Annotated in this window: 15 protein-coding genes; 4 read left to right on the top strand and 11 right to left on the bottom strand. The window is 41.3% G+C overall.

What is annotated here, in order from left to right; all coding sequences use genetic code 11:
* Positions 1-258 precede the first annotated feature (258 nt).
* Complete coding sequence (locus ACMZOO_RS08960; RefSeq protein ID WP_440903034.1) at positions 259-1,785, bottom strand: glycoside hydrolase family 13 protein; 1,527 nt, start codon at positions 1,783-1,785, stop codon at positions 259-261.
* Positions 1,786-1,813: 28 nt separating this feature from the next.
* Positions 1,814-2,221: a helix-turn-helix domain-containing protein gene (locus ACMZOO_RS08955; protein WP_440903033.1), complete on the bottom strand. Its 408-nt coding sequence runs from the start codon at positions 2,219-2,221 to the stop codon at positions 1,814-1,816.
* Positions 2,222-2,400: 179 nt separating this feature from the next.
* Between ACMZOO_RS08955 and ACMZOO_RS08950 the strand changes: the two genes are divergently transcribed.
* The 3 genes from ACMZOO_RS08950 (at position 2,401) to ACMZOO_RS08940 (ending at position 5,925) form a co-directional block, all read left to right on the top strand.
* A complete protein-coding gene (locus ACMZOO_RS08950) occupies positions 2,401-3,300 on the top strand; it encodes an aldo/keto reductase (RefSeq protein ID WP_440903032.1) in 900 nt (299 codons plus the stop codon).
* A gap of 119 nt (positions 3,301-3,419) precedes the next feature.
* Entirely contained in the window at positions 3,420-4,340 is a 921-nt protein-coding gene (locus ACMZOO_RS08945; RefSeq protein ID WP_440903031.1) for a DUF2279 domain-containing protein, read from the top strand.
* 40 nt (positions 4,341-4,380) lie between these two features.
* A complete protein-coding gene (locus ACMZOO_RS08940) occupies positions 4,381-5,925 on the top strand; it encodes a GNAT family N-acetyltransferase (RefSeq protein ID WP_440903030.1) in 1,545 nt (514 codons plus the stop codon).
* A 70-nt stretch (positions 5,926-5,995) separates the two neighbouring features.
* Here the strand turns inward: ACMZOO_RS08940 and ACMZOO_RS08935 are convergent, their stop codons facing one another.
* The 6 genes from ACMZOO_RS08935 to ACMZOO_RS08910 all read right to left on the bottom strand — a co-directional run bounded on the left by ACMZOO_RS08935 (position 5,996) and on the right by ACMZOO_RS08910 (position 11,207).
* Complete coding sequence (locus tag ACMZOO_RS08935) at positions 5,996-6,415, bottom strand: BLUF domain-containing protein (RefSeq protein ID WP_440903029.1); 420 nt, start codon at positions 6,413-6,415, stop codon at positions 5,996-5,998.
* 90 nt (positions 6,416-6,505) lie between these two features.
* A complete protein-coding gene (locus ACMZOO_RS08930; RefSeq protein WP_440903028.1) occupies positions 6,506-6,907 on the bottom strand; it encodes an MAPEG family protein in 402 nt (133 codons plus the stop codon).
* Positions 6,908-6,962: 55 nt separating this feature from the next.
* The gene (locus ACMZOO_RS08925; RefSeq protein WP_440903027.1) at positions 6,963-9,020 is read right to left on the bottom strand and encodes a DNA topoisomerase III; all 2,058 of its coding nucleotides are present in this window, start codon (positions 9,018-9,020) and stop codon (positions 6,963-6,965) included.
* 69 nt (positions 9,021-9,089) lie between these two features.
* Entirely contained in the window at positions 9,090-9,365 is a 276-nt protein-coding gene (locus tag ACMZOO_RS08920; RefSeq protein ID WP_440903026.1) for an oxidative damage protection protein, read from the bottom strand.
* Positions 9,366-9,723: 358 nt separating this feature from the next.
* Positions 9,724-10,278: a YbhB/YbcL family Raf kinase inhibitor-like protein gene (locus tag ACMZOO_RS08915; RefSeq protein WP_440903025.1), complete on the bottom strand. Its 555-nt coding sequence runs from the start codon at positions 10,276-10,278 to the stop codon at positions 9,724-9,726.
* A 95-nt stretch (positions 10,279-10,373) separates the two neighbouring features.
* Positions 10,374-11,207, bottom strand: coding sequence for a helix-turn-helix transcriptional regulator (locus ACMZOO_RS08910; protein WP_440903024.1), 834 nt, complete (start codon positions 11,205-11,207; stop codon positions 10,374-10,376).
* Between the two features lie 141 nt (positions 11,208-11,348).
* On the opposite strand from ACMZOO_RS08910, the gene ACMZOO_RS08905 reads away from it, so the two are divergent.
* On the top strand, positions 11,349-12,536 hold the full coding sequence (locus ACMZOO_RS08905) for a hypothetical protein (RefSeq protein WP_440903023.1): 1,188 nt from the start codon (positions 11,349-11,351) through the stop codon (positions 12,534-12,536).
* A gap of 24 nt (positions 12,537-12,560) precedes the next feature.
* On the opposite strand, the gene ACMZOO_RS08900 is transcribed toward ACMZOO_RS08905, so the two are convergent.
* The 3 genes from ACMZOO_RS08900 to ACMZOO_RS08890 form a co-directional block, all read right to left on the bottom strand.
* Positions 12,561-14,039, bottom strand: a complete 1,479-nt coding sequence (locus ACMZOO_RS08900) for a tryptophan halogenase family protein (protein ID WP_440903022.1) — start codon at positions 14,037-14,039, stop codon at positions 12,561-12,563.
* A 57-nt stretch (positions 14,040-14,096) separates the two neighbouring features.
* Entirely contained in the window at positions 14,097-17,186 is a 3,090-nt protein-coding gene (locus tag ACMZOO_RS08895) for a TonB-dependent receptor (RefSeq protein WP_440903021.1), read from the bottom strand.
* A 335-nt stretch (positions 17,187-17,521) separates the two neighbouring features.
* Positions 17,522-18,859, bottom strand: a complete 1,338-nt coding sequence (locus ACMZOO_RS08890; RefSeq protein ID WP_440903020.1) for a GntP family permease — start codon at positions 18,857-18,859, stop codon at positions 17,522-17,524.
* Between the last annotated feature and the right edge of the window lie 409 nt (positions 18,860-19,268).

The following is a 19,268-nucleotide window of genomic DNA, read 5'->3' as shown; positions in this document are numbered from 1 at the left end:
TTCGAAACACCCTCACTCACCTTATTCCAACTGAGTGGCTGAGAGTTTGTTGAAGCGATTATAATGTTGGCTATGAGTCTATTTGCATGCTTATTTTCTAAAACTTCACAAGGCAGGAAGCCTTGTGCGAGCGACCAAGGACGGTGGAAAGCGTTTTTAGAAAATTATGCTGCAAATGGGCTTTAATACACCAATCTAGCAGCACTGCTAGCTAGCCAGCTCGGAGGCTGAAAGTTGTAAGCATTTTTTGTTGCTTATTTATTTCACGCGCTTGTAAGTGGTATACCCATGTGTTGCACTGGTATCTGCCTTTAACAGCGCAGCACTATTGGCGGGTAGTGAAACTTTAATTACGCCTGCTTTTATATAAATGGCTTCACTAATATTGCCGAGTAAATCAAACATACCGCCCATATTCATCAGCTTTGAATTGGTTAACATTAAATACTCAGTTATTGGCTGATCATTCGGGTTAACCACTACAAAAACACTGTCGGCAACTTTGTCGGTAAAACGCTCGAACGCGACTAAATTTTTACTGATAATTGGCCGAAATTCACCCACTTTTAACGCAATATTCTCTTTGCGCAGTTGAATCAGTTGTTTGTGCCATTGATAGGTTGAATTGTCGTCTGTGAGTAAATCCCAGCGCATTGGCGCACGCATTTCCGGATCGTCTCCACCTGTCATGCCCAACTCAGAGCCATAATAAACTGTAGGCGAGCCGGGAAAGGTAAAGTGTAAAACTTGTGCTAATTGCTGTTTTTTGACGTCAGGCAAAAGGTTAGGCAAACGGGCTGTGTCGTGGTTATCTAATACTAACCAAGATTTTAATAAATTATCGACACCAGCATCTTCGACCATTTTTGCCAACATATTATTGGCTGTATCTGGCGCTATTGTGCCTTCACATACATGCCAAAATATTTCTCGCGCGGTAAAGTTCATCACGCCATCCACACTCGGAAACCACTGCTGTGGATAACACCAAATTTCGCCGACAATTAGCGCATCTTGTTTAACCGTTTGAGCCGAGGTTTTTAACTCAGCTAAATAGTCAAAACCAATATCGTGGGCAACATCTAAACGCCAACCGTCTATGCCTTCGGCTAGGTAAGATTGCACCACTGAATCTTTGCTCAACCAAATATGCTCACGCACAGCACGGTTTTCTAAATTCAGCTCGGGCAAATTAACCGCATTGCTCCAAGCCCTATGCCCTGCTGGATAGTCGGGATTAAAATCAAACCAAGTTCGATACGGGCTAGTTTCGTCCGCAGCTGCTTGTTGAAAAATCGGCGCATTTTGTCCCATATGATTAAACACCCCATCTAACACAATTTTCATACCTTTGGCATGAGTTGCTTGGGTGAGGTTTTTAACATCTTGGCGGTCGCCAAACTCAGGCGATACTTGCTGGAAATCTAAACTGTCGTATTTGTGATTGGTGTAAGCCAAATGAATTGGGTTTAAATACAAAATATCTGCACCTAGCTCGGCAATATAATCTAGTTTGCTTTGTAAACTGGCTAAATCGCCACCCCAAAATTCAATTTCATGGCTCCACAAACCTTGATCTTCAAGGTAGTGGCCGTGTTTGGGTGTGTCTTGCCAACTTTTAAGCTGTTTTGGCGCTGGGTACAAATCTTGTTTGTTAGCTAAATTAGCGGCAGGGGCAAATCTATCAACCAATACCTGATAAACAATCGCACCACAGCGCCAATCGTTTTGGCGTTGTTTTATGGCTTCGGTTAGCTGTTGTTCACAAGTATTGATGTTTGGCATAGTTTTATCCGTTAATTAATGTCTGTGACTAATTCTGTTCTTTGCTCGCGGCTAACTGTAAAAAGCGCTCCGCGGCGGCTTGGTCCAAATATCCATCGTGTTTTTTGTGTGTGCGTAAATATTGGTAAGCAGAAACCATTTTGGTTAGTTGTTGCAACTGTGGCTCATCTAAATTTTTTTGATAAACAATTTTAAACGCCAGTTTGGCTGCTTCTGAATCTACCACTTCAGCGTGGCGATATAAATATCCACAACCCGTAGCTAAATATTCTAGTGAACAATTGGCGCGCTCGGCTATTTGGTTAGCTTTGGCTAAACTTGGTTCACTGCCGTTTAAATATTTGCGGATCAGTGCTTCATTTAAACCAACGCGGCGGGCAAAACCGCTGACGCTTTCTTCGCCAATTAGGTCTTTTAACCTAGCTGCAAAGCTCATATCTATTACCTCTGTGTTTGTTGTGTGCAGGTAGATTTTATCATGCTCTAGCTGCTCAACGACTGGCTATTTTTTAACTTGCGAACTATAGTTCGAAAACACTTCGAACTATAGTTGTTGATTGCTCATTCCGCCATTAGCATATTTGCCGGTTCGATTTTCACTTTTAGAGGTTTTATATGCGCCGTATTCAGCTTGCCGACAATTTTACTTTTTCGCAGTTTATTCAAGGCTACTGGCGATTGCTCGATTGGGACTTAACCCCAGTACAATTGGTCAACTTTGCTAAACAGCATATAGAGCTGGGTGTGACTACGATAGATCACGCTGATATTTATGGTGATTACGAATGCGAAGCTGTTTTTGGTCAAGCTTTGAAACTGGCACCAGAGTTGCGTCAGCAAATTGAGTTGGTAACAAAATGTGATATTAAATTGGTATCTGATAAAAACCCGCAGCGTCAAATTGGCCATTACGATACCTCAGCGGCACATATCTTAGCTTCGGTTGATGCCTCGCTCACTAACTTAAACACAGACTATATTGATGTGCTGTTGTTGCATCGCCCAGATCCACTTATGAATGCGGACGAAGTTGCCGAGGCGTTTAATCAGTTGCAACAAGCCGGCAAAGTGCGTCATTTTGGTGTGTCTAACTTTACCCCTATGCAGTTTGATTTGTTGCAATCGCGCTTAACTGGCAAGCTGGTAACCAATCAAGTTGAGTTTAACCCAATGAATATGCAATGCAGTGCTGATGGTACTTTTGAGCACTTACAAATGCACAAGGTTGCACCTATGATTTGGTCTTGTTTAGCTGGAGGACGCATCTTTGGTGAAGACAGTGCACAAGCGAATAGAGTACGAGCCACGCTTACCCAAATTGCTGAAGAAGTTGGTGCGGGTATAGATCAAGTTATCTATGCTTGGGTGCTGAAAATGCCATGTAATCCACTGCCTATTATTGGCTCAGGTAACATCAAACGCATTCAAACTGCAGTCGAGTCATCGGCAATAAAATTAACCAATGAACAATGGTTTAGAGTCTGGGTTGCATCAAACGGACACAATGTGCCTTAAATTGTGTTGTTAATTGTTATTAAAAGTACAATTAATTGATTTTACCTTCCCACTCGTAGAAAATTGCGCGCTTGTTTAAGCAGCCCACACAGGGGCAATTTATTAGGGTGGGATACCTATTGTTCAGTTACACTCGTTATTTATCAATTTTACTATTAGTTGTTTCAAGCTTTTCAGCAAACGCCGCACAGCAAGCCGCACTCAATTCTTCTGAAAAATTACCAGCAAGCATAGCGCCTGATTATCAAAATTTTTGGCATGCCGCCGAAGAAAATTGGCTCGAACTTGGTTTGGTATTTAGTGGCATAACTTACCTAGGGTTAAAAGAATGGGAATGGGGCAGCTCCAGCTTTAAATTTAACGACGAAGGTTGGTTTGGCATGGACACAGGTAGCGGTGGCGCTGACAAACTTGGCCATTTATATTCTAGTTACGTAATGACAGAATATTTAGCACATAACATGATGGACAAAGGTTATAGTGCAGAGTCTTCCGCTTTGTATAGTGCCTCCGCCGCATGGGCTTTAATGCTGTATGTTGAAGTATTTGATGGCTACTCAGCCGACCATGGTTTTAGTTATGAAGATTTAATTGCCAATAGTTTAGGCGCGGGCGTATCTTATTTAAAAACCGTTTACCCAGACACTTGGGGTGATACGCTCGATTTACGCATTGAATACACACCCTCTAAAGGCATGAAAGGTTTTCATCCGGTTACTGATTATTCTGGGATGAAATATATGGCGGTTGCTAAACTAAATGGTATAGATGCGCTGAAAAATACCCCACTGAAATATTTCGAGTTGCAGTTAGGTTATTTCAGCCGAGGTTTTAGCAAAGAAGATAGCCCATATACAGATTTTCGTAGCACTGAAACCTTTGTTGGTATTAGTATTAACTTAGACGAGTTACTGTTTAACCCATATCAAAAACAACTGGGGAAAGTAGGCAAGTACTTACAAACAGCAACGCATTATCTGCAAGTGCCTGGTATTAGTTTACGCAGCGACATTCATAAACGTCGTAAGCAGGTCAACTAATCTGATCTCGGGTGAATCAATTTAACTAGGAGTGTGGTTTATGAGCACTAAAGATCTACATTTAAGTTTAGCCAATTTACAAGTTGCCGATTATCCACAAGTTAAGAATCTGATGGACTTAGTGTATGCGGATATTGGTGGCGCTTGGCCAAAAGAAACCATTAAACAACTGATTGAAGATTTCCCCGAAGGGCAAATTGGCTTAATGGATGATGATAAGTTAATTGGCATAGCGCTGTCGGTGCAAGTTGCTTACGACCGTTTTTCTAACCCACACAAATACGATGATTTAATTGGCCCACAAAGCCAGATTTTAAATAACCCTGATGGTGATGCTATTTATGGTTTAGATATGCTGATCCACCCTGATTATCGCGGTTATCGTTTAGGCCGTCGTTTGTATGATGCGCGCAAAGAGTTGTGTCGCCAATATAATTTTAAAGCGATTTTGGCTGGTGGTCGTATTACCGCTTATCACAAATACAGTGATGAGCTGACGCCTACTCAATATATAAAACGCGTTAGCCGCAAAGAAATTTACGACCCGATTTTAACCTTTCAATTGTCGAACGACTTTCAAGTAAAACGTTTATTAAAACAGTATTTACCAGAGGACGAAAAATCTGCTGGTTATGCAACTTTATTAGAGTGGAGCAACATTTTATACGAGCCTGAAGCTTTGGTGGTGGATACCACCAAAACACAAGCACGTATTGGCGTAGTTCAATGGCAAATGCGTGAAGTAGTCAGTGTTGAAGAGTTGCTGCAGCAAGTTGAATATTTTGTTGATGCTTTATCTGAATACGAAAGTGACTTTGCGCTCTTCCCTGAGTTTTTTAATGCGCCATTGATGGGATTATCGCCGAGAAAAAGCCGTACCGATGCCATTCGTTTTTTAGCCGGTTTTACTGAAGAATTTAAAACTCAGATGTCGCGCATGGCGGTATCGTACAACATTAATATCATCACTGGCTCTATGCCGCTGGTTGAAAACAACCGTTTGTTTAACGTCAGTTATATGTGTCACCGCGATGGCACAGTGGAAGAGCAGCGCAAATTACACATAACTCCACATGAAAAATGGGACTGGGTAATTGAAGGTGGTAACGAACTAAAAGTATTTGATACTGACGCTGGCCGCGTCGGTATTTTAATTTGTTACGATGTTGAGTTTCCCGAGTTACCTAGGTTGTTGGCTGAACAAGGTATGGATATTTTGTTTGTGCCTTTTTGGGTTGATACCAAAAACGCCTATTTACGTGTACGCCATTGTGCACAAGCGCGTGCAATTGAAAACGAATGTTATGTTGCTATTGCTGGTAGTGTTGGTAATTTACCGTCAGTGGATAGTTTAGATGTGCAATATGCACAATCTGCGGTATTTACGCCGAGTGACTTCTCATTCCCACACGATGCGGTATTGTCTGAAACTACACCAAATACTGAAATGTTGATGTTTGCTGATTTAGATTTAGCTGCTTTAAAAGTGTTACATGCCGAAGGTGCAGTGACCAACTTAAAAGATCGCCGCACTGATTTGTATAAAGTTGAGTGGCAAGCGGTTAAAGAAAGTTTGAAAAAATAGCTAGGGCCTGTGAATTATTGCATGCATAAAGAGTATGCATGCAATATCCGAACTCGCTTGGGCATATTAGCTACACCGAAGGTATTGTACATTTAAGTAATAACATCATTTCATGGGCACTTTCGCCAGACATTTCATATGGGTTAAAGGTAGAGGCACCGGAGTACTTTAAGCTTAATGCCGATGTTAAACTTGATTCTGGAATATAGCTCATTGACCACTCAGAAAATTCTCGATGAGATATTTGTTGGTAATCAAGCAGTACAATATTGGTGTGCCTTGGGTCATTGAGTATTTTTTGATAAATCTGGTTCACTTGGGTACGTGAACCTTCTAAGCACTGCAAAAAATATTTACGGCTAAAACACAGCATGCCAGTTACATTACGCTTGCCGTTATTTTTCCGTGCCGCTTCTAAGATTAATTCGATATCAGATGGTGAGAAGCTGTCTGTGATCGTACTTGTATAAACTAGTCTAGTTAAGAACATAGCCACCTCCGTGCATAAATTCTAACTATAGTAATGAATGTTGCTTTTGCAAGAAGCAAACATTTGTTTACTAGCCGCAGTTTGTTTTAGTTAGCCAGCGTTGAGCAATAGGAGCACCCACATCACTAGCATAGTGACCACACAGCCCCAAAACATCAACATACGATGCAATACATTGTTATAGGTTAAATGCACTAACGCTTGTAGACACCGAAAAGCAACAAATAGCCAAGCACAAACAATAGCTGTTTGGCTGTGGATATTCAGACTGAGGAAAAGACTCGCTGCAACATAAAACAGCACGGGTATTTCAAACATATTGCTAAAACATCTTGATGTGCGATTAACAATATCTGGCACTTCTTGCCCTTGCATGGCTCTGTAGTATTTTATTTTTACCTGGCCACTACGCACACTATTTACACGTACAGCAAGGGTAATTACGCCAATGATAAAAGTGAGTATTACCATACAAAACATAGGGTAAAGCATGTGTGATTGTCCTTAAGATATATTCACAGGTTCCAGTATAGCTGTGTTTGGATTATCACCCATACAACTTTTGCTGACTCTTGGCTTTTTTCGGCAGCTTAACTTTATTATTGCTGCCTGATTTTGCAGTTGAACGAGCGCTGCGGCTACTTGTGGCTCTAGTACTTTTAGCTTTGCTACCTTTATTGTAAAAACGCTTTTTCTGCTCACTTTGAGTTAATTTAAACTCAGTTAAGTTTTGGCATTGCTCAACTAACGCAACTAACTGTTGTTGTAATGGTCTGATAAAGTTTTGATAGCTGTTTTCACCTTGGTAAATTTGTTCAAGGGTTGCTTCCCACTGAGCTGTCATATCTGGCAGAGTCAGCTGTTCTGGTAATTGTTTAATTAAATCTCGTCCTGTTTGGCTAGCGCGAATTTGTTTGCCTTGGCGCTGAATAAATCCACGTTTTTGCAGTACTTCTATCATGCTCGCACGGGTTGCTTCTGTGCCTAAGCCATCGGTTTCTTTAAGGATCTTTTTAATTTCCGCATCTTTAACAAAACGGCTAATGCCGGTCATAGCAGCTAATAAAGTTGCATCGGTAAAATGTTCTGGTGGTGAGGTCATTTTTTCTACCAATTCACCTTGTTGGCAAAAACAGACTTCGCCTTGTTTAAGCTCGGGCAAAGTTTGTTCTTCTGCTTCTGAATTACCTTTATTCAAGCTTGATTTATTTGACTGCTTTTTTTGTGGCTGACTTTTTTGTGGCTGCTTTTTTTGTGGTAGCAGGGCTTTCCAACCTAGTTGAGTTGGCGTATTCGCTTTGGCAACAAATACACCTCCTGCAATATCCAGCTCTATTTTTTGTTGTTTGTATTCGTAGGTTGGATAAAACTGCATTAAATACTGGCGGCTAATTAATTGATATACAGCTTTTTCTTGTGATGTTAACTGTGCTGAAGTTTTTTTGCTGGTGGGAATAATCGCGTGATGCGCGGTAACTTTTTTATCATTCCAACAAGCACTTTTTTGTTTGAGGTTGGCATTGTTCACTGCGTTTTGCATTTCCGGCAAATTGTTAGCAATTGCCTGAGTAACTGAAGCCGCTTGGCTAAAGTGTTCTTTGGGTAAATAACGACAGTCTGATCTTGGGTAGGTGATCAGCTTGTGTTTTTCATACAAACTTTGGCAAATATCCAATGTTTGTTGTGCGGTTAATGACAGCGCTTTGGCTGCGTCTATTTGTAGTGTAGACAAGTTATACGTTAATGGCGCATTTTGTTTTTTGTTTTGTGCTGTGGTTTTAGTTACTGTCGCGTGTTGTTGCTGAATGCGGCCAACTACATGCTCAGCGAGCTTTTTATTGATTACTCGACCTTCACTGTCTTGATGTGGGGCACAAGCTTCACTCGGTTGCCACCAGGCAATAAAAGGCTGCTCGGTTGGGCTTAATAAATGTGCTTTTACTTGGTAAAACGGATGTGGCACAAAAGCATCTATTTCTTCATCACGCCGCGCGATTAACCCTAATAGTGGTGTTTGCACACGGCCAATTGAAACTACGCCTGAATATGATGCTTGTTTTGCTTTTATCGTAAATGCTCGGCTTAAATTAATTCCATACAACCAATCAGCGCGGCTACGTGCTAATGCTGACGTTGATAAGTTTTTAAAGTTTTGATTGTTCTGTAGTTTATTTAAAGCTTGTTTCACCGCACTCGGGTTTAAGTCACTAATTAATAAACGAGATACACCTTTATTTGTATTGTATTGGCAGTGGTGGATAACTTCGTCAACCAGTAATTGGCCTTCACGATCTGGGTCGCCCGCATGAATAATATGTGCTGCTTGTTTGATTAGTTTTTTTACCGCTGTCAGTTGTTTACTGGTTTGTTTTTTACTTTTTAACTGCCATTTGTCTGGGCAAATAGGTAAGTCTTGCATGCGCCAAGATTTATAACGTGCATCATAATCTTCGGGCTGTGCGTTTTCGAGTAAATGGCCGATACACCAAGTTATACAATCACCATTGGCGAGTTCAATATAACCTTGTTGATTCTTTTGTGGTTTAGGTAAAACGCTGGCAATAGCACGTGCCAGCGATGGTTTTTCGGCAATATACAGCTGCATTATTCATAACTAAAGGGGTTAGATGTGAATAAGTATAACTGTGTATATAAACAGGTCAAATTTAACTAATTATTTCTTCTCTGGCGGGGTATAACCTTCAATTTCTACTTCTTGGCCTTCAAATAAAAAACCAACCATAGCGCCTTCAAGCATTTTGCGGTCTTCTGGGTTCATCATATTAAGCTTTTTTTCGTTTATGAGCATGATTTGTTTCTTTTGCCATAAAGCCCAAGCTTCTTTGGAAATGTTGTCAAAGATGCGTTTGCCAACATCACCTGGGTATAGTTGAAAGTCTAAGCCATCTGCTTCTTTGTTTAAGTGCTGACAAAATACGGTGCGAGCCATAATAAACCTATTATTTAAAACTAGAATTGGCGCTATTGTATACCCAAGCTACTGGTAGATGCCAGATTTCAGCCGCAGTAACTGAGAGCTAAATCAATATAAATAGCGATAATCAGCTGGAGATAAAAGCCATTTAGGCAAAATAAATTGGCGCTGGCATAGCGTTTTTATGACAAGGCAACTTAACACGGAACAAATGGCTTTTAACCCAGCCTTTTAGGAGCCTCACAGACACTCCACTTCTGTGTTGTATCATTTTGAAAGGTACCTACATTCCTGCAATGATACGCCTTGAATTGAACTGTCTGTGATGGCTCTGATACTCGCTATGTATAACGATTTAGCTCTAGGTATAAAGCTAATCTCTTTTATATAAAGCTTCGATCGTAGCTGTGTCGATTGAGTTAGCGTTGATCATATAACCTGCTAATGCACCCGATGCATTTTGTGGTAACTCTAGTTTTTCTACTGACAAGGCATGCACAGTAAATTTATATTTATGTGCACCATGCCCAGGTGGTGGACAAGCACCGCCGAATGCAGCTACGCCATAATCGTTTTCAATTTGTTGGCTACCTGCTGGTTTAAATTTACCTGATTTATCACCGGCTCCGGCTTTCAGCTCAGTGACAGAGGCTGGAATATTAACAATTTGCCAATGCCACCAGCCACTGCCTGTAGGGGCGTCAGCATCATGTACTGTCACCGCAAAACTTTTAGTGCCCTTGGGGGCGCCAGTCCATTTTAGTTGTGGCGATTTATCGCCGCCCGTACAACCAAAACCATTAAACTCTTGTGTTTTAGGCATAAAGTTGCCGTGGCTGATGTCTGTACTGGTGAGTTTAAAATCACCAGCCACAGCACTGCTGGATAAGCCAATTAAAGCGGCTGCTAGGATTGTTTTGTTTAACATTATTACTGCTCCTTAGTATTGATGAGTCATAAATATACTAGCTTGATTACATTCAGTCGCTAGCCCTTTTTCGTGCAACTAATCGCCAAATACGCTCAATCGATTTTCACTGCTTTGTTGGTTTCTTTAGTTTTACGCAGTTGTGTTGGTGTTAACCCAAACCTTTGTTTAAATCGGCTGGCAAATTTAGACGGCGATTGATAACCAGATTGTTCTGCAACATAGGTTATTGAATGTTGCGTGGTTTGCAGTAAATGCAGCGCAGTGCCAAGTCGTATTTGATCTTTTAGTTGTTGAAATGAGCTTTGTTCAGCAGAGAGTTTACGGCGCAAACTCGATTCACTCATATTCAGTTGTTCAGCAACAAAAGCACTGCTGGTTATGCTGTATGGATGTTGGCGTAACACAGCATTGCAGCGGCTGATGGTTGATTGAGCCGACAGGCATCCGATTACTTGTGGATAACCAAGATAAATCAGTATTTGCAATAACTCTTTGCGCCGCTGAGGCCAAAGGTTTTCTGGTACTATGGCTGTCCATTCGACAAACTGTTGTAAGCAAGTCTTAAGTTGTTGATTTATCAGCCCATGAATATATTTGTTGTTTGGCGTTTTTGTGGTCGGTGAAAGATCTAAACCGACAAAATCGTCAGCTTCAAATTCAATAAACAGCGCAAAGTAATCCACTTCGGTAGGCAAATTACGCATATGCACATTGTTGTTATCCGCCAGCACGACAAATTCACCTGCATTACAGTTAAAGGTGTCTTGTATTGTGAGTGCTTTTTCACCTGACAAGACGGCAATAAAACACGGATTTACAATCGGCACATTACGCAAATTTTGCGTTTGTACTGAGGTGTAAGCTGCATAGGGTAAAGATGCATATTGTTGCGTATGTGCATTTATTGACTGAATAAGCGACTGCATAACTTTAGACAAGCGAATTAATTTAGGTGAAGTTATACGTATTATATCTGTATAAATAAAGTTCAATTTTCAATGAGGTTGACTGATATCTGATAACTTCGTATGCTTCGACTCGGAATTTGTTAAATGGAAATAAAGATAATGAAAAAATTTAGTTACTTGGCGTCTGCTATTACCTGCGCTGTTGTGTTGGCCAGTTGTGGCGATACAAAAATCGACATCAAAGATGATGGGGGTAATGATGTTCCTGCTGAAAATCAGCAACCTAGTGTAAATATATTTGCTGCGCAAATGAGTGAATTAGGTTACCAAGATATTCATCAATTATCTGCAGTAAATGTTAATGACATAGTTACGGCACTTACAAATAAAGGTCACAGTGCTAGTGATATTGAATCTGCTATGTATGAAAATGCTGCTGATAACTTTGTTGAACATGGTCTTGCTATGGGAACTTGGTTAGACTCAGGCATTGGCCAAGCTATTGTATTAGGCCGTCATTATTTGAGCGCATATGATCTTTCTATATCTAATTGTGCTACCGGTGGCAGTTATCGTGTATTGTCAAATTCAGCACAAAGAATGTTGCTGCAAGCTCTTGGCAACAAGCAAATAGAAGAATGGCAGTTTTCTGGTGATGGACAAACTCAATTGGTTGTTAGTGGTTCTGGCGTAGACGGTAGTTACGATTTGCAGGATAGACCAACTGCTGTGCTTGCACCTAACTGTATTACTGACACTGGTAATGGCGCGACAGTTAGTATTAAATTGAGAGATTTACCTGAACAAATTAGACCAGCTAATGTAAATTATTCGGTGAGATTAACTTTAGATCTAAATCACTCTGGTGAAGAAGACACTGGCGATGTGCGTGTTATATTTCGAGATGTTGCGAGCATGACAGATGACATAGTCGATATATCTAGTTTGATGTCAAATTTGTTTGTTCGATGGACTGATGGTATCTCTAAGCGCGGCAATAGTAATCCTCAATTAGATACTCAATTTACCATTACTGGCGATACGGTCGAGTTTGACTTGCCACAGTCACTTCACACCTTAATGGAACAATTTGATCAAACGACTCCATTGTTTGTTGAGGTCGCTGCTGATTATCTAGTCGATAATGAGCCTGTATTCGGTAGTAATCTTGCTAGCGATGATGGCCCATGGAATTGGACTAATGTGATGATGAAACATGAAGATAGATTCCCAGAGCAAGGTTATGTCGCCGCTGGTGATGGTGTTGAACATCAAGACGCTGCTAACGATCAAGTTGGTGAAGCTGGCTGGGTAGATATTTTGTCAGTGAAAGTTGAGTTTAAATAAACTCATGGTCTGAGCGAAAACCAGTTAGCTGGTTATTCGCTCTAAATACGCCTGATGGGTTAATAGTTGTTTAACTGAGTGCTCAAGCGAAAATGCCATTTTATCTAAAAATTTATTTACTTGGGTAAAGTCGCTGGCATCTATTTGGGTCTGGTAACTCTGGGGCAATTTGCCCATGCCGGTTAATACACAGTGCCAGCTTTGTGCTTGAAATATATCGTCAGCTTGAAAGGGTACATGCCCTTGATAGCTGTATAGTTCGAGCTTATGTCGCAGGCTATCGGGTATGTTGCGGGTTTGCCACGAGCGCCAAAACTTGCTGTCGTTACGTTTGCTGGTGCAATAATGTGCGACAATAAAGTCGCGGATTTCTTGATATTCGTGCGCCATTAAACGGTTATATTCATCTGCATTTGCTTGATTAGCATTTTTATTCGGCAGTAACTTAGCGAAATTGAGTATGCCTTTCATAATTAAATAAATACTGGTTGATTCTAAAGGTTCTAAAAAGCCAGAGGCTAAACCTAAAGCAATACAGTTTTTCGCCCACATTTTACTGCGTTTACCTGTGGTGAATTCAATTAATCTTGCTTGTGTCAGAGCTTTACCTGTTACTTGGCTGTTCAGCTCGTCGATCGCTTGTTGGCTGCAGCAGTACTGATTACTAAATACATAACCATTGCCTTGGCGATTGCGCAGTGGAATATTCCAGCGCCAACCGTGTTGCATCGCAATAGCTTGGGTATAAGGTCTTAAACTTGTGTCGCTGCTGGTTTGCAGCGCAATCGCACAGTTTACTGGTAGATAGTTTTGCCAACTGACATAACCAACCCCAAGTGTTTCAGCTAAAAGTAACGCTTGTTGGCCACTACAGTCGATAAAAAAGTCACCTGATATTGTTTGCCCGTTTTGCAAAACTAACTGTTGAATACTGCCATCTGTGTGTTGCTGCACATGCTCAACATGAGCTGATGTTAGCTGCACACCATGTTGTTGGGCAAATTCGGCTAAGTAATTGGCTGCTAGGCTTGCATCAAAATGTAATGCGTAACCCATGGTTGACAGGTTATTTGGTTGTTGTTTATTCGGTAGATAGAATTTTTGTGCTTGCGCCATTTTGGCTGATGGCGAAAAGTCGCTATAACTTGTTTGATTGCCATATAAACGGCTTTTTAACCAATGTTGGAAAAAGTCTTGCCCATCAATTTTGCAGCCAATGCCACCAAAAGGATGCCAGTAAGATTTATCATCACCATTCCAATTGATAAACTCGATACCGAGTTTATAGGTCGCATTGGTTTTAACAACAAAATCATTGAGGTCTATGCCTAACAGTTGCAAAAAATCGACATAGGATGGCACTGTCGCTTCACCAACACCTATGCTGCCAACTAAAGGTGATTCTACTAAGGTGATTTGTGTTTGGGTATTTTTCAGCAATTTTGCCAGCAAAGCAGCACTCATCCAGCCGGCCATGCCTCCACCAACAATAACAAATTTCATATATCCCTCAACATCAAAAAATAAAGGGGCATATTGCCCCTTTAATCAGTTGTATATTTAGAAGCTTGCTCTTACACCAAGTTGATAACGGCTGCCTGACATTTCAACTAGGCTAACGCGATCGCGCTGACCATAGTATTGTAGGCGCGTTTCATTGGTTAGATTGACCGCTTCCATTGCAATGGTAATGTTGTCGGTAATATCGTATGAAACACTTACATCAACTTGACCATAATCGTCGTTGTATTCTGGCGAAATACCATCACCCGAACGGCTGCTTAAAAAGGCGTCACGATAGTTATAAGCTACACGAGCTTGGAAACCATCTTGATCATAAAATGCGATAACGTTATACGAATTTTTCGCAAAACCTTCTAAACCACTGCCGGGTTCAACTACACCTGGTGTGTTTAGTGGTAATGCGTCTTTGTCTTCGCTATCTGCATAGGTGTAGTTAGCTTGCACACCTAAACCACTTAATAAACCCGGTAAATAATCAAAGTGGTGTAATAAACCAATTTCTAAACCTTGCACCGAACCGCCTGGACGGTTTTCTTTGCGGTTAGAGGTATAACCAATACGATTAACGTTTAAATCAGCGTATGCATCCATTAATTCGCTTGATACTGGGCCATCCCAAGTGCCAAGTTTAGTAACGGTTGAAATAAAGTTTGAGATGTCTTTGTAGAAGTAGCCAACAGAGTATGCATCGCCGTTGTCTGCGTAATATTCTAACGACAAATCAAATTGATTCACTTTGTACGATTTTAGATATGGGTTACCACCAGATATAGCAACTATAGGTGCGTCTAACCCTGGTGCTTCTGTGTAATACACGCTTGCATCAGACAATGACGGGCGAGTAATGGTTTTAGCCGCTGCTGTGCGCAAATAAATACCATTGTCGAAGTTAATGCTAAAGTTTGCGCTTGGTAAAAAGTGTTCTTCACTGGTTTTCACCACTTCTGCTTGCGCTGAAGTACTCGCGGTATTGTCGACAGAAACATATTTGCCATTTTCAACCGTGCCTGAGGCTAGTTGTAACTCTTCTATTTTCGAAGCTTTACCACTGGCAGTGTTGTCGACCGACAGGTAACGGGCGCCTAAATTACCATTCCAGACAAAACCGGCTAACTCACCTTCTAAATTCGTTTGTAAATAAGCAGATACAGTAGATTCGTCGTTTACGTAACCTGTTGCACTTGGATGTAAAGTGTCCCAGCCTGCATCCACTTTGCCAGAGCGCCAGCCTTGTCCGTCAGGATCTGCTTCAATCATGTCTTCTAACATTTTTTGAGTGGCCGCTCGATATGTATCGTGATCTGTTACTTGTACCCACTGGCGCGGGAATACACCTGAAATGCCATCCATATAGTCGCTAGCACTGAGCTCAAGCACACCCGCTGGCAAAATACCGGTTGCGGCGCTTGGGCCCCAGGTTGCACCGTCACCAATCCACATGCCTGCGCCATCCCAATCTTCTGCGCCTGTTACTGCATTAAATTCAGTACCTAAGTTAACAGAAGAAATGCTGCGGTCTTCGTATGCAACACCTGCTTTAACTGATGTGACTATGCCTGTATCTATTTCATATAAGGCATCAAATTGTACTTGTTTAACTTCATCTTCACTTTCGTAACCAGCGTATCTTTGCCATGCCGCACGTACTTGTGAAATGTCAGTTAAATCCATACCGGTAACTAACATTGAAGGTACATCAGTTGAATAATCCATAGCGATTAAACTGTATACAGGATCACCGTTATCATCTGTAACTAAACTTGTATTGGTTTCACCGTTCCAGCCATGTTCATTGGTAGCTGAGGTGTAGCGAGTGTAGTGCAGCGCAGTTGTGTCATCACCTTCATAATCTGTTTTAGCTTTTGAATAAGATGCATCAAATTCTAAGGTTAATGCGTCTTGGCGATAAACTGCGTTAAAACCTATGGCTGATGTGGTTGATTCTTGATTGCCGTAATCGACATTCATCTCTACGTCTGTGTCGCGAATTGTGCCGGCTAACAAAGTGCCAGTGTCACTGATCATTACACTGGTATAAGCATTGGCGGTTTGGTTTGGCACTTGTAAACCTGAACCTAAATGTTTGCGTTCTAATTTAGTGTGGAGTAAATCCACTGTTGCTTCAAATTCGTCTGACGGTGCAAATTGCAAAACTGCATTAAAACCAATACGTTTGCGTTCTTCGTCTGTCATGCTGAAAATGCTACGCCCTGGACCACGAGCTGCAACTAGATTACCGCTACTGTCTAAATAGTTTCCTTGGTTGTCGGTAACTGGGTCGCCATTGCCATCGCGCGCGACGATTAAATTGCCCTTTGAGTCATAAACATGGTCTAAATCTGATGAGTCAAAATACCCTGGAATACCATAACCTGGCGCTGAGTCGTAACCACCCTCGTCGTTGGCAATCACACTTGGATTATATGCACCCCAACCATTGGCAAATTGATTCCAATGTGAGCTGCGGTATTTATCAATGCGTGAGCTGGTTTCTTTGTAAGAAACACCAACGAGTACGCCAAATGTGTCATCCGCAAAACTGTTGCTGACTAAACCAAACATTTCTTGATTGGTATCACCCGCCAAACTTTGTTGGTTGGCTTTTACCGCACCTGTTACATGCAAACCTGTGCTGTCGAGTGGGCGAGCTGTACGAACATTGATGTAGGCACCTATGCTGCCTGCTGCCATATCTGCTGAAGCTGACTTTTTAACATCCGCACCTGCGATCAGTTCTGATGGCAATAATTGGAAATCGAAACTACGGCCACCACTTGTGGTTGCTAAGGTACGATTGTTGAGTTTGACCATATTAAATTCCGGGCCAAAACTGCGCACTGATACTTGTGAACCTTCGCCATTTACCCGTGAAATCGACACACCGGTAATACGTTGTAGTGACTCAGCAACGTTTTGGTCTGGGAATTTACCAATATCTTCTGCAACTATGCTTTCTTGTACAACAGTTGCGTTTTGTTTTCTGAATGCTGCTTCTTTTAATGAACTTTTTATCCCTTTTACTTGGATAACTTCCGTTGGTTCTTCATTAGCATATGACGGTGTAAAAGCACCCGTAGCTAATGCTGCAAGGATTGCTGTGCAAATCTTACTATTATTATGTTTCATCGTGGTGTTGACCTTTGTTGTATTTGATAGGGTTGCCGTTAAGACGGCTATATTTGTAACAAGGGCATTGACGTATTTTTATACATCAACATTTTGGATGGTAAAATATTTTCCCTTAAAGGTAAATAATTACATTAAATAAATGTAAAATAATTTAACCTATTCTTAAATTAATCGGTTTTAATTTTAACTTTTACTGATTTTAAATGGGGTTTAGTCAGTTTCATTTAAGTTAGTGCGCTAAGTAGCAGAGATGGTAAGAGGGAATTGAGCTTGTTATTTGAGGTATTGCAATAAAAAGGTAAATATTTACCTTTTATTGCAATATTGTTGCTTTATAGAAAGATGCTGATGAGCAGACAGCTAGTTAAACCGACCATTGCGATTAAACAGGTTAATACTGTCCACGACTTTAAGGTGTCGGTTTCGTTGATGCCTAAATAACGGCTGACTAGCCAGAAACCTGAATCGTTTACGTGTGACATTATGGTTGCGCCAGATGAAATGGCGATCACCAATAAACCTAAATAAGCAGGTGTTAATGTTTGTAGTTGTAAAATAGGTGCCATTAAACCTGCTGCTGTGATCATAGCAACTGTGGATGAACCTTGGGCAACCCGCGTAATAGCTGCAATTACAAACGCCAGCAATACCAGCGGCATTGCGCTATCTGCCATGCTATTGCCTAACATTTGCCCTACACCTGAGTCGATTAATATCTGTTTAAATGCGCCACCTGCGCCAGTGATTAAAATAATGATGCCCGCAGGTTCAAGTGCCTTGTTGGCTAGGTTAAGCAATTGGCTTTTGTTGAATTCGCAATATTTGGCGGATGCCCACATCGCCAGAACTGTAGTTAAACTAAGTGCTACAAATGGATGACCGATAAACTGCGCTGTATTGTATAGACTGGTGTCTTTGGCAAATAAGAAAGGCGCGAGTGTACCTAACATGATTAACACTAGCGGCAGTAACACTAGGCTAATAACTAGATTAAAACTCAGTGTTTGTATTGGTTGCTCACTATCTGTTTGGTGCGCTGGAGGAACTGTTACGTGAATTCGTTTTGCTATATAGCGCGCAAATAATGGCCCTGCAATTATCATAGATGGTATGCCTGCGGCTGCTCCAAAGATAATCACCCAACCTAAATTGGCACCAATAATTTCAGCTACTGCAATTGGCCCAGGTGTTGGCGGAATAAACGCATGTGTTACTGCTAAGCCGGCTAGTAGTGGTACTGCGTAATATAAAAGTGAGCGCCCACTTTTATTGGCAAGACCGTAGAGCAGTGGTGCGAGTATGATAAATGCAACATCAAAAAAGACAGGGATTGCGACCAAAAAGCCGGTGAAACCTAAACTCCATTGTATATTTTTTTCGCCAAATTTGTTCATTAGTACTTTGGCTATTTGTTCTATACCGCCGCTGGCTTCGAGAATTTGCCCAAGTATTGCACCTAACCCTACGACTACAGCGACAAAACCAAGTGTGCCACCCATGCCGTTTTTAATTGAGTTGATGATGTCTTGTGTTTGCATACCTGTGGTTAGGCCGAGCAATAAACAGCTGAGTAGCAGGGCGATAAATGCAGGTACGCGCAGTTTTATCACCATGATCAGCAAGGCGATTATTGCTGTTATGGCTGCTGTTGTGAGTTGTAAGTCAAACATTTGTATTCCTCGTTATTATTGTTTTTAAATCCAATGTGTTAGAAACCTTAGCCTAGGCCGACTATTTAGCACTTGGTTAAAGGTACTGCTTATTCGGTGCTGCATAAGTCGAAGCTAAATGGAGTATTACTCACAAAAACGCTTCAAGCACATCCTGTGTCGCTCACACAAGGCTTCCCTTCCTTGTGAAGTTTTGTTCGCAACACATCCATTCATCTTCTCGGCATTTTTATTGCGGTAGAATGATGAAAATCGCAATAAAAATGCTAGTTGGAGTCTACTCGAGTGTTAATTTTTAAAAGCCTCCCTGTCATGGATGACAGGGCGGAGCGCCCAAGGATGGGTTTACCGCGTCTTTTAAAAATTAAACATCGAGTGGGCTCTGTGGCACAAATCCATCAGCACTTTA

The sequence above is a fragment of the Catenovulum sp. SX2 genome (assembly GCF_052056295.1).
Lineage (GTDB): Bacteria > Pseudomonadota > Gammaproteobacteria > Enterobacterales > Alteromonadaceae > Catenovulum.
This window is presented reverse-complemented; position numbering and strand designations above follow the sequence as displayed.

What these genes read in the sequence shown, in the direction of transcription:
- ACMZOO_RS08950 (WP_440903032.1), top strand. Translation starts at nt 2,401, where the DNA reads ATGCGCCGTATTCAGCTTGCCGACAATTTTACTTTTTCGCAGTTTATT.
- ACMZOO_RS08930 (WP_440903028.1), bottom strand. Translation starts at nt 6,907, where the DNA reads ATGCTTTACCCTATGTTTTGTATGGTAATACTCACTTTTATCATTGGC.
- ACMZOO_RS08940 (WP_440903030.1), top strand. Translation starts at nt 4,381, where the DNA reads ATGAGCACTAAAGATCTACATTTAAGTTTAGCCAATTTACAAGTTGCC.
- ACMZOO_RS08895 (WP_440903021.1), bottom strand. Translation starts at nt 17,186, where the DNA reads ATGAAACATAATAATAGTAAGATTTGCACAGCAATCCTTGCAGCATTA.
- ACMZOO_RS08920 (WP_440903026.1), bottom strand. Translation starts at nt 9,365, where the DNA reads ATGGCTCGCACCGTATTTTGTCAGCACTTAAACAAAGAAGCAGATGGC.
- ACMZOO_RS08915 (WP_440903025.1), bottom strand. Translation starts at nt 10,278, where the DNA reads ATGTTAAACAAAACAATCCTAGCAGCCGCTTTAATTGGCTTATCCAGC.
- ACMZOO_RS08900 (WP_440903022.1), bottom strand. Translation starts at nt 14,039, where the DNA reads ATGAAATTTGTTATTGTTGGTGGAGGCATGGCCGGCTGGATGAGTGCT.
- ACMZOO_RS08960 (WP_440903034.1), bottom strand. Translation starts at nt 1,785, where the DNA reads ATGCCAAACATCAATACTTGTGAACAACAGCTAACCGAAGCCATAAAA.
- ACMZOO_RS08890 (WP_440903020.1), bottom strand. Translation starts at nt 18,859, where the DNA reads ATGTTTGACTTACAACTCACAACAGCAGCCATAACAGCAATAATCGCC.
- ACMZOO_RS08955 (WP_440903033.1), bottom strand. Translation starts at nt 2,221, where the DNA reads ATGAGCTTTGCAGCTAGGTTAAAAGACCTAATTGGCGAAGAAAGCGTC.
- ACMZOO_RS08910 (WP_440903024.1), bottom strand. Translation starts at nt 11,207, where the DNA reads ATGCAGTCGCTTATTCAGTCAATAAATGCACATACGCAACAATATGCA.
- ACMZOO_RS08925 (WP_440903027.1), bottom strand. Translation starts at nt 9,020, where the DNA reads ATGCAGCTGTATATTGCCGAAAAACCATCGCTGGCACGTGCTATTGCC.
- ACMZOO_RS08905 (WP_440903023.1), top strand. Translation starts at nt 11,349, where the DNA reads ATGAAAAAATTTAGTTACTTGGCGTCTGCTATTACCTGCGCTGTTGTG.
- ACMZOO_RS08935 (WP_440903029.1), bottom strand. Translation starts at nt 6,415, where the DNA reads ATGTTCTTAACTAGACTAGTTTATACAAGTACGATCACAGACAGCTTC.